Source organism: Domibacillus enclensis, assembly GCF_900156125.1.
In the GTDB taxonomy this organism is placed as follows: domain Bacteria; phylum Bacillota; class Bacilli; order Bacillales; family Domibacillaceae; genus Domibacillus; species Domibacillus enclensis.
The window spans coordinates 360390-372895 of record NZ_FTLX01000001.1 but is presented as its reverse complement, the minus strand read 5'-3'; the positions used below and the strand labels follow the sequence as shown (position 1 = coordinate 372895).

The 12506-nt window shown below is 47.7% G+C and carries 10 protein-coding genes, 1 other RNA gene and 1 riboswitch; of the genes, 8 read left to right on the top strand and 3 right to left on the bottom strand.

Features of this window, described 5'->3' with window-relative positions:
- The first annotated feature begins 25 nt into the window (after nt 1-25).
- From BW952_RS01845 to BW952_RS01820, 6 genes are all read left to right on the top strand, one after another.
- Nucleotides 26-2263 (top strand): DEAD/DEAH box helicase, encoded by a 2238-nt coding sequence (locus BW952_RS01845; protein WP_045852459.1) that lies wholly within the window; start codon nt 26-28, stop codon nt 2261-2263.
- A 12-nt stretch (nt 2264-2275) separates the two neighbouring features.
- On the top strand, nt 2276-3496 hold the full coding sequence (locus tag BW952_RS01840) for a ribonuclease H-like domain-containing protein (protein WP_045852458.1): 1221 nt from the start codon (nt 2276-2278) through the stop codon (nt 3494-3496).
- 299 nt (nt 3497-3795) lie between these two features.
- Nucleotides 3796-4125: a cell division regulator GpsB gene (gene gpsB, locus BW952_RS01835; protein WP_045852457.1), complete on the top strand. Its 330-nt coding sequence runs from the start codon at nt 3796-3798 to the stop codon at nt 4123-4125.
- Nucleotides 4126-4180: 55 nt separating this feature from the next.
- Nucleotides 4181-4564: RNase P RNA component class B (rnpB, locus tag BW952_RS01830), an RNA gene on the top strand.
- Between the two features lie 84 nt (nt 4565-4648).
- Nucleotides 4649-6334, top strand: coding sequence for a putative bifunctional diguanylate cyclase/phosphodiesterase (locus BW952_RS01825; protein ID WP_045852456.1), 1686 nt, complete (start codon nt 4649-4651; stop codon nt 6332-6334).
- Between the two features lie 7 nt (nt 6335-6341).
- Entirely contained in the window at nt 6342-7478 is a 1137-nt protein-coding gene (locus BW952_RS01820; RefSeq protein ID WP_045852455.1) for a THUMP domain-containing class I SAM-dependent RNA methyltransferase, read from the top strand.
- Between the two features lie 328 nt (nt 7479-7806).
- On the opposite strand, the gene BW952_RS01815 is transcribed toward BW952_RS01820, so the two are convergent.
- Genes BW952_RS01815 through BW952_RS19290 form a run of 3 tightly spaced genes read right to left on the bottom strand, consistent with a single transcriptional unit; the run spans nt 7807 to nt 10096 of the window.
- Nucleotides 7807-9459: a b(o/a)3-type cytochrome-c oxidase subunit 1 gene (locus BW952_RS01815; protein WP_045852474.1), complete on the bottom strand. Its 1653-nt coding sequence runs from the start codon at nt 9457-9459 to the stop codon at nt 7807-7809.
- Nucleotides 9452-9937 carry a cupredoxin domain-containing protein gene (locus tag BW952_RS01810; RefSeq protein WP_045852473.1) on the bottom strand — a complete coding sequence of 162 codons (486 nt, stop codon included), beginning with the start codon at nt 9935-9937 and terminating at the stop codon, nt 9452-9454. Before BW952_RS01810 ends, BW952_RS01815 begins: the two co-directional genes overlap by 8 nt.
- 18 nt (nt 9938-9955) lie before the next feature.
- Nucleotides 9956-10096, bottom strand: coding sequence for a hypothetical protein (locus BW952_RS19290; protein WP_169714074.1), 141 nt, complete (start codon nt 10094-10096; stop codon nt 9956-9958).
- A 209-nt stretch (nt 10097-10305) separates the two neighbouring features.
- A riboswitch (purine riboswitch) is annotated at nt 10306-10406 on the top strand.
- Nucleotides 10407-10510: 104 nt separating this feature from the next.
- Here BW952_RS19290 and BW952_RS01805 point away from each other — a divergent pair.
- Nucleotides 10511-11095 (top strand): xanthine phosphoribosyltransferase, encoded by a 585-nt coding sequence (locus BW952_RS01805; protein ID WP_045852472.1) that lies wholly within the window; start codon nt 10511-10513, stop codon nt 11093-11095.
- Nucleotides 11092-12393 (top strand): nucleobase:cation symporter-2 family protein, encoded by a 1302-nt coding sequence (locus tag BW952_RS01800; protein WP_045852471.1) that lies wholly within the window; start codon nt 11092-11094, stop codon nt 12391-12393. Before BW952_RS01805 ends, BW952_RS01800 begins: the two co-directional genes overlap by 4 nt.
- Nucleotides 12394-12506 lie beyond the last annotated feature (113 nt).

Sequence of the window (12506 nt, the reverse complement as noted above, 5' to 3'; positions counted from 1 at the left end):
ACCATTTGAAAATGAGGTGAGGAAGATGTGGAAAAAAACACTGGCAGATCTTATTGCAGAGCTGCGTGATGATGAAAATGTCATTCACTGGCATGAACTGGAGCCTGTGGAGGCGAAAACAAGGCCGCTGCCGGACACCATTGATGAAAAGCTTCGTCAAGCCCTGGAGACACGGCGAATTCGTGAATTATATACCCATCAGCATGCTGCCTTTGAAGCGGTCCAGAAGGGAGAGAATATCGTCGCCGTCACCCCGACCGCTTCTGGAAAAACACTTTGCTACAACCTGCCCGTTTTGGAGCAGATTGCAGAGGACTCCACAAGCCGTGCATTATATTTGTTTCCGACAAAAGCGCTGGCCCAGGACCAAAAAAGTGAGCTGAACGAAATCATTGAAGAAATGGGTGCGGATATTAAAAGTTTTACATATGACGGCGATACATCACCGGCCATTCGGCAAAAGGTGAGACAGGCCGGTCATATTGTGATGACAAATCCAGATATGCTGCATTCAGCCATTTTGCCCAATCATACGAAATGGGTCAGCTTATTTGAAAACCTGAAATACATCGTGATTGATGAGCTTCATACGTACCGGGGCGTTTTTGGCAGCCATGTCGCCAATGTGCTGAGACGGTTAAAAAGAATCTGTGCTTTTTACGGCAGCAGTCCTCAGTTTATTTGCACATCGGCCACCATCGCCAACCCGAAGGAACTGGCCGAAGCACTGACCGGCAGCCCGATGCGCTTGATTGATAACAACGGAGCACCGCGGGGCCGGAAGCATTTTGTGTTTTACAATCCACCGGTCGTTAACGAACCGCTTAACATTAGAAGGAGTGCGACGGTGGAAGTGAACCGGCTGGCGCGCGAGTTTTTGAAAAACCAGATTCAAACGATTATTTTTGCCCGAAGCAGGGTTCGGGTGGAAATTATTTTATCTCACATACAAGAGCTGGTGAAGGGAGACATCGGACCGAAAACGATTCGCGGCTACCGGGGCGGCTACTTGCCAAAGGAAAGAAGAGCCATTGAAAAAGGCCTCCGCGACGGTGATATTTTAGGTGTTGTCAGCACCAATGCCCTTGAACTCGGCGTGGACATCGGCCAGCTGCAGGTTTGTGTGATGACGGGCTATCCGGGCAGTGTCGCGAGCACATGGCAGCAGGCGGGCCGGGCAGGCAGACGGCACGGGGAAGCAGTCATTATCATGGTTGCGAGCTCTACACCAATTGATCAGTACGTTGTGCAAAACCCGGATTACTTTTTTGAACGAAACCCGGAATCAGCGCGCATTAATGCGGAAAACTTAATTATTTTAGTGGATCACCTGAAGTGTGCCGCTTATGAGATTCCGTTCAAAGAAGAAGAAGCGTTTGGCCCGATGGATGTCGGGGATGTGCTGGAATACTTGCGGGAGGAACGGGTTCTTCATTACAATGGGGGGAAATACCACTGGTCAAATGAATCCTTTCCGGCAACAAACATCAGTCTTCGTTCGGCCACGCAGGAAAATGTCGTCATTGTGGATCAGTCGGAGCGGGCCAACGTGAAAATCATCGGGGAGATGGACCGGCTCAGCGCCATGACACTGCTGCATGATGAAGCTATTTATTTGCATGAAGGTGTTCAGTTTCAAGTGGAAAAGCTGGACTGGGCACATAAAAAAGCATACGTCCGTCAGGTGGATGTGGAGTATTATACGGATGCGAATCTTGCGGTTGGGCTAAACGTGCTGGAAATCGACCGGACAAAAGAACAACCGGTCTCTGCCATTCATTATGGCGATGTCACGGTGAACATTTTGCCAACGATTTTTAAAAAAATAAAGATGACGACATTTGAAAACATTGGCTCGGGACCGATTACTCTTCCGGAAGAAGAAATTCATACGAGCGCTGTCTGGATGGAACTTGAAATGGAAGAACCGGAAAAATCGCTTGAGCATCTGTTGATGGGCGTGGCGAATGTGCTGCATCACGTTGTGCCGATTCATACGATGTGTGACAGAAGCGATATTCATGTGAGCTCGCAAATAAAAGCGGCTCATTCCGGGAAGCCGACGATCTTTTTATATGACCATTATCCGGGCGGGATCGGGCTTGCGGAGGATGTTTTTAAGCGTTTTAACGAAGTAAAGGAAGCGGCAAAAGACTTGATTCAAAAATGCCCGTGTGACAATGGCTGTCCGTCCTGTATCGGCATGGGCTTTGATGGGATGGACCTGAAACGGAAAAGCGTCGAGTTGCTTGACCAGTTTTAAGGAGTGGCGAAAATGAGTATGGCCAAAAAATTGCAGCGGCTGAAAAAGCATATTGTGCGCGAAGAGCCGCCAGCACTTAAAAAAGAAGAACCGCCAGAGGGCATTCGGTATTGGGATGTGTGGAAAGCGGAAGGAGCAGAAGTATTTGAATTGGACGACGAATACTGTCTGACACGCGAGACTCATTACGATATTGACACAGAGCATGGGAAGTATACGTTCAAAGATGCGCAAAAAATCATCCGTCAATGGTCTGATTTCAAAGGAAACCATCCGTTGTCCGCCAAAGGATTTCAGCCGTCTGATTTGTTTTTTTTCGATATCGAAACAACGGGTTTGAGTGGAACAGGCAGCGTCATCTTTCTGCTTGGAACCGCCAGAATTTGGGGAGATCAGGTAACGGTGAAGCAATATTTTTTGCCGTCTCCAGGCAACGAAACAGCACTTTACGCCAAATTTCTGCAGGAAACTGATTATTCTACACTTGTAACATATAATGGAAAATCATTTGACTGGCCCCAGGTGAAGTCACGTCATACCTTTGTTAGAGATAAAGTGCCGTCACTTCCATCCTTTGGCCATTTTGATTTATATCATGCATCCCACCGCTTGTTTAAACATACAATGGAATCGGTCAAGCTCGTAAACGTTGAAAAAGAACATCTCGGACTGGAGCGCGTGAACGATGTGCCGGGCCACCTGGCGCCGATCATTTACTTTGATTTTGTGGAACGGGGAGACCCGGAAGGTGTACTGCAGGTCATGAAGCATAATGAGCGGGATATTTTAAGCTTGATCACGCTGTATGCGCATATTAGCAGCCTTGTGCTGCGTCAAGGAGGAAATGCCGACGACCGGATTTCTTACGAGCTTGGCAAATGGTTTGAAGCAGCCGGCAATACAGCGGCCGCACTACAGTCATTTGAGCAATCCGCTCAAAGCGAGGAAAGGGCTGTGGCTTCAGGTGCTGCGTACCGGCTTGCGATGCAGCACAAAAGAAATCGTTCATATGAAGAGGCCGTTTCATTATTCTTGCGTGTCCGAACGTCCGGTATGGAGCAGTCTATTGATGCGGCAGTGGAGCTTGCAAAGGTATACGAGCACCAGTGGAAGGATTTGCCTAAAGCATTACAGGAAACGAGGTGGGCACTCGAGCAAGACGTAGAAAAAGAATCGCTGAAACACGCATTGCAGCACCGTTTGCAGCGGCTTGAAAAAAAGTTGTCGAAATAACGAGAAAAAAGTTGTCATACAGTTGTAACTTTTCTGCAAACCACGTAAAATAGTAACTGGTTATTTAAGTGAGAGACTAAAAATATGGGGTGAATGACAGGTTGTATCGTGCGATTTTATTTTTATTTTTCGTGTTTGTCGGCTTAACTGCATTCGTATTGACAAATTTAAAAGATAGTTTCTATGCTTTTTTGTAACAAAGAAAACCCTGTCAGAGCCTGCTTTCTAATTGACAAATAACCCTGTTTTTGAAACAATTAAGTGAAACAGACAGGATTCGATGAAGGTGGTGCAGGGCAATGTTATCGGATAAAATTAAATTAACCGGGAAAGATATTCTTGAAAAAGAATTTAAAACATCCATGCGTGGATACAATCCCGATGAAGTGGACCAATTTTTAGACCTTGTCATAAAAGACTATGATGTATTTCAGCAAGCCATTGAAGAACTGCAGCAGGAAAATTTGCGGCTGAAAAAGGAGAACAGTTCTATTTCATCCCGCAAGCCAGTACCGGAAGCGCCGATTCGCCAGCAGCAGCCGGCTCCGGGTTCGACTAATTTTGATATTTTAAAGAGACTGTCGAATTTGGAAAAGCATGTATTTGGTGATAGACTTCATAATGAATAACTTTTCATTGCGAAATGACTGAATTTCTTTTATAATAAGGAACGGAAAATGAATAGCGTTCGGGTAATCGCTGCGGGCATTATGTTCGCAGAGGAAAGTCCATGCTCGCACAGTGCTGAGATGCCTGTAGTGATCGCGCCTGGCGAAACCATAAGCCAGGGCAGCTTTTAGCTGACGGCAGGGAAAACACCTACGTCTTCGGATATGGTGTGAATACCTTGAAAGTGCCACAGTGACGTAGCTTTGCCGGAAACGGTGAAGGTGGAACGAGGTAAACCCCGTGAGTGAGCAACCCAAATTTTGGTAGGGGCACCTTCCGGACGGAACTGAACGGATGGAAGGGCAAAGTGTATGCTTTGCAGATAGATGATTGCCGCCGGAGTACGAGACCATACCCTGGTCGCTTGCAGTACGATGGAACAAAACATGGCTTACAGAACGTTATTCAGGGTATTCATTTAAACAAGTACAGCTCTCCTTTATAGGGGAGCTTTTGTTCTATTTGACGGGGGCTGGCCTCTTAATGAAAAAAGAGAAAACGAGCAATGTTATTATCGACCATATACGTGAAGGTGTGATGATCACAGACCATAAAGGCATCATTGAGTATGTGAATCCCGCTTTTCAAGTGGTCACAGGATACACGGAATCAGAAGCGATCGGAAAAACACCGAATATGCTTCAATCGGGCATTCATGACGAGCGCTTTTATACGCTCATGTGGTCAGAGGTTAAGAAGCGCGGAAAATGGAGCGGAGAAATTTGGAACCGGCGCAAGAACGGGGATCTGTATGCGGAATGGCTGACCATTCTCGCTGTAAGTGGTGACGAGGGACAAATTGAACAGTACATTGGTGTGTTTACCGATATATCGGATCAAAAAACAGCAGAGGAAGAACTGAAAAAGCTGGCTCATCACGACTCTTTAACTGGCGTCGCAAACCGCTATGCCTACCATAACCGGCTGGCTTCGATCATCGAAACATCCATCCGTTTTGATCAAAAACTGGCGGTCTTTTTTCTGGATTTAGACCGCTTTAAGCAAGTAAATGATACGTTTGGTCATTCAGCGGGTGATCAGCTGCTCGTTGAATTGTCAACCCGGCTGAAGCGGCTGCTTGGGAATAAGGATTTCATTGCCCGGCTGGGCGGAGACGAGTTTTCAATTGCCCTTACAAACATTCGTCATGCCCGCGAAGCATTCGGGCTGGCAGAAGCCATTATCCATTCTTTTTCGGTTCCTTTTCAGCTGGAAGGACAGGATATTTACATGTCGACGAGCATTGGCATCAGCTTTTTTCCAGAGGATGGCCTTGATGTGGACACGCTGATCAATAAAGCAGATAAAGCCATGTATTATTCAAAAGAAAAAAGCCGGAATCGTTTTTCGGTGTATCATGAAGACATGGATCGTGAAACAAAGGAAGTGCTGACAATTGAGATGGAGCTGCGAAAAGCCATTGAAAGACAGGAGCTGTCCATTCATTATCAGCCGAAAGTGGATGTAAAGCGAAATAAAGCTGCCGGAGCAGAAGCGCTGCTGCGCTGGAACAATCAGCACTTTGGCGAAGTCCCGCCAAGTGTTTTTATCCCCATTGCCGAAGAAACCGGTCTCATTATCCCGATTGGCGAATGGGTGCTCCACCAGGTATGCCGGGATTTAACGACGTTAGATCAATACGGTTTTGCCGATTTTTCAATTGCTGTGAACGTCTCTGCTGTTCAATTTTCACAGGACCGGTTTGTTGAGTCGTTTCGCTCCATTTTGTTTGAAGAAAATATGTCGGCCCGGCGCATTGAGCTGGAATTAACAGAAAGCACGGTCATGCCGGACGCCCGAATGGCCGTTCAGCGATTAACGCAGCTGAAAACGAGTGGCTTTAAGCTGTCCATTGACGATTTCGGCACGGGCTACTCGTCGTTTAGTTACTTAAAACGGTTTCCGATAGATTATTTGAAAATTGACCGCAGCTTTATCAAGATGATGGACCAATATGATGAGGACTCCTCCATCGTGGAAGCGATTATTACGATGGCGCACCGCCTGCGCTTAAAGGTTGTGGCGGAAGGCGTTGAAAACAAGCGGCAGCTTGAACTGCTGAAGAAAGAATCATGCGAAATCGTTCAGGGGTATTACTACTCCAAACCGGTACCTTTATCCGCGTTCATTGATTTTTTATTTATGGAATGGCCGGACGAGAGCAAATGAAAAGAGGATGGATATGTACACATTAATTGCAACCGCTGCGATGGGGCTTGAAGCCATCGTAGCGAAGGAAGTAAAAGACCTTGGGTACGAGCCGCGTACCGAAAACGGCAAGGTTTATTTTGAAGGAGACGCGACAGCCATCGCCCGCTGCAATATGTGGCTGCGGACCGCAGACCGCGTGAAGGTAGTAGTTGCTGAATTTTACGCAAAAACGTTCGATGAGCTTTTTGAAAAAACAAAAGCAGTCCGCTGGGAAGACTATTTACCGAAGGATGCATCATTCCCTGTTCAGGGAAAGTCCGTTAAATCCACGCTGTTCAGTGTGTCTGACTGTCAGGCGATCGTAAAAAAAGCGATCGTGGAGCGGTTAAAAGTGGCGTATCATGTTGAAACGTGGCTTGCAGAAACAGGCGCCCGTTTTCCGCTTGAAGTGGCCATTTTAAAGGATAAAGTCACGCTGACGATTGACGCCAGCGGAGCAGGTCTGCATAAGCGCGGCTACCGGACAGGACAAGGGGAGGCACCGCTGAAGGAAACGCTGGCTGCGGCGCTTGTGAAGCTGACAAACTGGTACCCAGATAAGCCGTTTGTTGACCCGTTTGCCGGCTCCGGTACCATTCCGATTGAAGCGGCCCTTATTGGCCAGAACATTGCGCCAGGCTTTAACCGTGAATTTGTTTCAGAACAATGGGACTGGGTGAGTGAGCGGATCTGGGAGGATGTGCGCACAGAAGCGGAGGACCAGGCCAATTACGATCAGCCGCTGGACATTCTGGGGCTGGATATTGATCCGAGAATGGAACAAATTGCTAAAGCCAATGCTTTTGAAGCTGGGCTTGGGGACCTTGTTCAATTCCAAACAGCGGATTCTACCGCTTTTCACACGGACAAGGAATACGGCGTCATTGTCGGCAACCCGCCATACGGAGAGCGGCTAAGCGACCGGCCGGGTGTGGAAAAGCTGTATGCCGATTTAGGACACGCATTCAAAAAATTGGATACATGGTCCATTTACATGCTGACGTCTCACGAAGGATTTGAAGACGTATACGGCCGTCCGGCCACGAAGAAAAGAAAGCTGTTCAACGGCTTTATCCGCTGTGATTACTATCAATACTGGGGAAAACGCCCGCCACGGGCATAGATCTGAACGAAAAAACGACCCGAAGCAATTGTGCTTCGGGTCGTTTTGCTGTAAAAAACAGAATTTGTCAATGAAACCAGGTGGTCATTTCTTTTTTGTAAAGCTAGTGTGCTTGTACGAACACACTTCGGGCGGCATCGAACAGGACTTCGCTTTCGGGGGGCGGGCGGTGAGCTAACTTTTGTCGCTTTGCTCAAAAAGTGGATCTCACCTGACCCGCTTGATCCCCTACCGAGTCTTCGTCCTGCGCCAGCCGCCCTGGTGGGAGGAAAAGCAGATTGTAAAATCAATAACGGAAAAATTTACTTGCGGGAGTTTAATTGAGAATCTACCACAATTTAAAGCCTTTTGAGCCGAGCGGTCCGCCATTTACTATATCCATGACCGGAATCGTGTACGCAATTAAAATAAGAGCCACGAGCACCGTCATCCAAATCTTCCAGTTTTCGAGGACCATCGGTGTTTTCTCTGCTTGCTCTGCTACTTCGGCAACCGGGAATTCTTCGTCGCCTTTTGGCGCAAACCAGGCAAGGTTCGCGAAGATAATCAAGACTAAAATAATGCCTAAAAACAAAATCGTGCCGCCGACCGCCTGTGCGATTTGATACGGAATCCATTCCATGGCCTGTGCGGCATCGCCGTAAGTGGAAAATGACGAGCGGCGCGGAGCTCCAAGCAAGCCGACCCAGTGCATCGCTCCGGACATGATCGTCATGCCGAATGCCCATGTAAAGGCCTGAACAATTGCCAGTGTGTTCATCTGCGGCGTTAAAACCCGTCCGGTCAAGTGCGGGATCAGCCAGTACGCAATGCCGAAGAACGTCAGCAGCACTGTCGTTGCCACTGTTAAATGAAAGTGACCGGTGACCCAAATGGTGTTGTGAACAACCTGATTCATTTGGTGAGAAGCGTTGATAATGCCTCCTGCACCGGCTGGAATAAAAGCGACCATGCCGATGAACGGAACGAGAAAACGTGCGTCACCCCACGGAAGCTTGCGGAACCAGCCGAACAGCCCTTTGCCGCCCAGTTCCCGGCCGCGCATTTCAAACATGGCAAACATGCTGAACGCCGTCATAAGAGATGGAATAATGACCATGAAGGTTAAGATGACCTGCAGGAATTTCCAAAAAGCGCTAATGCCGGGTTCTGTCAGCTGGTGATGAAAACCGACCGGAATCGAGAACAGCAAAAACAGCATAAAGGAAAGGCGGGCGAGTGAATCCGAAAAAATGCGGCCGCCAATAATTTTGGGCACGATCGCATACCAGGCCATATAAGCAGGCAGCAGCCAGAAATAAACGAGTGCATGGCCGAAGTACCAGAACAAAGTGCGTGTAATTAACACATCTACCCGTTCAATCAAGCCGAGCGACCATGGCAAAAGCTGAAGCAGCACTTCTGATGCGACGCCAATTGTCGCCACAAACCACATGACCGAGTTGACAACAGCCATAAAAGTCAAAAGCGGCGAAGGCTCCCCTTTATGCGCCTTGCGCCACTGGACATAGCGGGATACTTGCGCAAAGCCGACGAGCCAGCTGCCGACAACGACAAACGTCAGCCCGAGATAAAAAATCCAGTGCGCCTGAAGCGGTGCATAAAACGTATACAGCACAGTGGCTTCGTTTAATAAAATCATGACGGCTGCCATCGCCGTGCCAAGTGTCATCAGCCAAAAGCCAATCCAGGCACTTGTTCGCTGCTTCGCTGAAAAAGCGCCGGCCGTTCGGCTAACAGCTGCGTATTGGAAGCCCATAATAAAAAATGTTGTCAACACAAGGCCAAGCATCACGCCATGTACCGTCAATACCTGGTAATAGCCAATATTTCCGGGAAGCTCGTATTTTCCCGAGCGGACAAACACCTGTAAAAGCCCCATTAAGCCGCCGATGGCCAGTGCTAAAAAAGCTACATACATATGGGCCATAGCTACCCGGGCGTCCTGTTTGTTCACGCGAGAGATTAATTGATTATTCATTTGACTCGACCACCTTCAGCATCGATTTCATTGTGTGGTGGCCGGTGCCGCAATATTCGTTGCACAGCACAAGAAACTCACCTGTTTTGTCCAGCGTCGTGACGTATTCGCTAATATAGCCTGGTTCAAGCATCATGTTAATGTTCGTGCCGGCTACTTCAAAGCCGTGAACGACATCTTTTGTTGTCGCAATAATTTTCACTTTGGAGCCAACTGGAATTTCCGCCTCGACCGGCGCGTAATAAAAAGCGGATGCAACGACTACAAGCTCGTAGTCCCAATCCTGGCCGCTTACTTTTTTCAAGCCTGGCTCATCAAATGGAGCGGTTTTGTCCACTTGCTCATAATTAATGGTTTTCACAGAACTGGGCGGCTGGTGTCCCTGGTGGAACGCGCCTACGCCAATAACGACGAGAAACACAACGAGTGATCCGACGCCAAATGTCAGCCACCATTTCTCATAACGGTGTAAATGCATCCTAAATCCCCCTTCGCATTAAAAACGGTCTATAAAAATAGAAAACACCATGATCCATGTTGCGATAATAAAAATACCTAATCCAAAAACAGAATATAATGTGCCTTTTAATGAATCCTTTTCATTCTCTGATACAGGCTTGTGTTTTTCTGAAGCCATGCTTGCGCCTCCTTCCTAAAGCGGGTTTGTTAACACTATCTTAACCGTGCAAAAAAAATCATTCTGTGATGAAAGTCACAAATTGGACCGAAATTGTGAAGAAACGGTGAAAAAAGAAAGGGGATACATTAACGAACTTTCATTAAAAATAATTAATTATTGTTCGTGTTTTGTATTGATTTTTACGATCATTATGCTATTATAATGTTTATCAATTAAACATATTCACTCATATAATCGCGGGAATTGGCCTGCAAGTTTCTACCGGACCACCGTAAATGGTTCGACTATGAGTGAACAAGAGAGCTTTTTATTGGCTCGCCGCCTGAAGGCATTGTTCACTCTTTTTTTGAGGAATACGTTGCGCTTCAGGCTTTTTTTATGCCTGAAGACGAATCGGAGGAGGAATTCAGGATGAAACGTCTGCAGGAAAAAATGGAACAGGAAGGCCGAGTGCTGTCAGCGCACGTGCTGAAGGTAGATTCATTTTTAAATCACCAAATTGATCCGCAGCTAATGAAAGAAATCGGCGAAGCCTTTGCGGAACTTTTTCAAAAAGCCGGCATTACGAAAATTGTGACACTGGAGTCAAGTGGAATTGCGCCTTCTGTCATGACAGGACTTGTGCTGGGTGTACCAGTTTTATTCGCACGAAAGCGTCAGTCGCTGACGATGACCGACGACTTGTTAACGGCGGATGTTTACTCCTTTACAAAAGAAACAACGAACCGAATCGCGGTGTCCAATACCTTTTTAACAAAAGAGGATACGGTGTTAATCATTGACGACTTTCTGGCAAACGGACAGGCGGCCCTTGGGCTGATCGACATCGTCCAGCAGGCGGGCAGTGCAATTGCCGGCATTGGGATTGTAATTGAAAAATCGTTCCAAAACGGCCGGACGCTGCTGGAGGAAAAAGGAATGCGGGTTGAGTCACTTGCACGAATTGATTCTCTTCAGGATGGGCACATTCAGTTTAAAGAAGAGGTGGCGAAATGAACCATCAGCTAAAAACGGCATCGCTTGGCATTCAGCACGTTCTCGCGATGTACGCCGGCGCTGTGATCGTGCCGCTTATCGTCGGCGGCGCAGTAGGCATGACGCCTGAGCAGCTCACATACCTTGTGTCCATCGATATCTTTATGTGCGGAATTGCGACGTTATTACAAGTGTACCGCGGCAAAGCAATCGGAATCGGTCTGCCGGTCGTGCTCGGGTGCACGTTCACAGCGGTCAGCCCGATGATTGCGATTGGTGCAGCACACGGCATTACAGCCATTTACGGGGCCATTATCGCCTCCGGAATCTTTGTATTGCTGATCGCTCCGTTTTTCAGCAGGCTCGTTCGGTTTTTCCCGCCCGTTGTGACCGGGTCGGTTGTGACGATTATCGGGCTGACACTTATTCCAGTCGCGATGAACAATATGGGCGGCGGCCAGGGAAGCTCAGATTTTGGCTCCACTGAAAATGTCCTTCTTGCGTTTGCCACACTGGCGATCATTATTGTCATGTACCGTTTTTTGACTGGTTTCGCCCGGTCGATTGCTGTGCTGCTCGGTCTTTTAATTGGAACGGTACTGGCTTTTTTCATGGGAAAGGTCGATTTGGCTGCAGTAGCAGAGGCTTCCTGGTTCCATCTCGTGCAGCCGTTTTATTTTGGCATTCCTACGTTTGAATGGACAGGCATCCTGACGATGATTCTCGTCGCGATGGTCAGTCTGGTGGAGTCAACGGGAGTCTATTTCGCCGTTTCAGACATTTGTGAGGAAGAAGTGACAGAGAAGGATTTAGCGAAAGGGTACCGGGCAGAAGGGCTTGCGATCGTACTCGGCGGTATCTTTAATGCATTCCCTTACACCGCTTTTTCACAAAATGTCGGCTTAATGCAACTGTCAGGCGTGAAATCACGGAACGTTATTTTTTACACAGCCGGTTTTTTAATCGTGCTGGGACTCGTGCCGAAAATCGGCGCTTTTACCACCATTATTCCACCAAGTGTCCTCGGCGGTGCGATGATTGCCATGTTTGGAATGGTCGTTGCACAAGGCATGAAGATGCTGGGCCGTGTGGATATGAACGCACAGGAAAACCTGCTCATTATTGCCTGCTCGGTTGGATTAGGGCTTGGCGTGACCGTCGTTCCGGACCTGTTTGCCAGTCTTCCAGGCGGCGTTCAGATCTTAACAGGAAACGGCATTGTGGCGGGAAGCTTGACTGCGATCGTGTTGAATATCGTCTTTAATGAACTGGGACGGAAGAAGAAAGCCGTGTCTGCGGTTCACAAACAAGTTTCATGAAAAAAGAGATTGGGAAAAAAGGGTCTGAATTGAAGAAAAAGCCGAATGATCACTCGTATCGTTCGGCTTTCTTACGATCACTTCATGATCAGAAATTGTTTAGTGACTGCGCT

Coding starts and splice junctions, on each gene's coding strand:
- BW952_RS01845 (WP_045852459.1), top strand. CDS start 26: ATGTGGAAAAAAACACTGGCAGATCTTATTGCAGAGCTGCGTGATGAT.
- BW952_RS01840 (WP_045852458.1), top strand. CDS start 2,276: ATGAGTATGGCCAAAAAATTGCAGCGGCTGAAAAAGCATATTGTGCGC.
- gpsB (WP_045852457.1), top strand. CDS start 3,796: ATGTTATCGGATAAAATTAAATTAACCGGGAAAGATATTCTTGAAAAA.
- BW952_RS01825 (WP_045852456.1), top strand. CDS start 4,649: ATGAAAAAAGAGAAAACGAGCAATGTTATTATCGACCATATACGTGAA.
- BW952_RS01820 (WP_045852455.1), top strand. CDS start 6,342: ATGGATATGTACACATTAATTGCAACCGCTGCGATGGGGCTTGAAGCC.
- BW952_RS01815 (WP_045852474.1), bottom strand. CDS start 9,459: ATGAATAATCAATTAATCTCTCGCGTGAACAAACAGGACGCCCGGGTA.
- BW952_RS01810 (WP_045852473.1), bottom strand. CDS start 9,937: ATGCATTTACACCGTTATGAGAAATGGTGGCTGACATTTGGCGTCGGA.
- BW952_RS19290 (WP_169714074.1), bottom strand. CDS start 10,096: ATGGCTTCAGAAAAACACAAGCCTGTATCAGAGAATGAAAAGGATTCA.
- BW952_RS01805 (WP_045852472.1), top strand. CDS start 10,511: ATGAAACGTCTGCAGGAAAAAATGGAACAGGAAGGCCGAGTGCTGTCA.
- BW952_RS01800 (WP_045852471.1), top strand. CDS start 11,092: ATGAACCATCAGCTAAAAACGGCATCGCTTGGCATTCAGCACGTTCTC.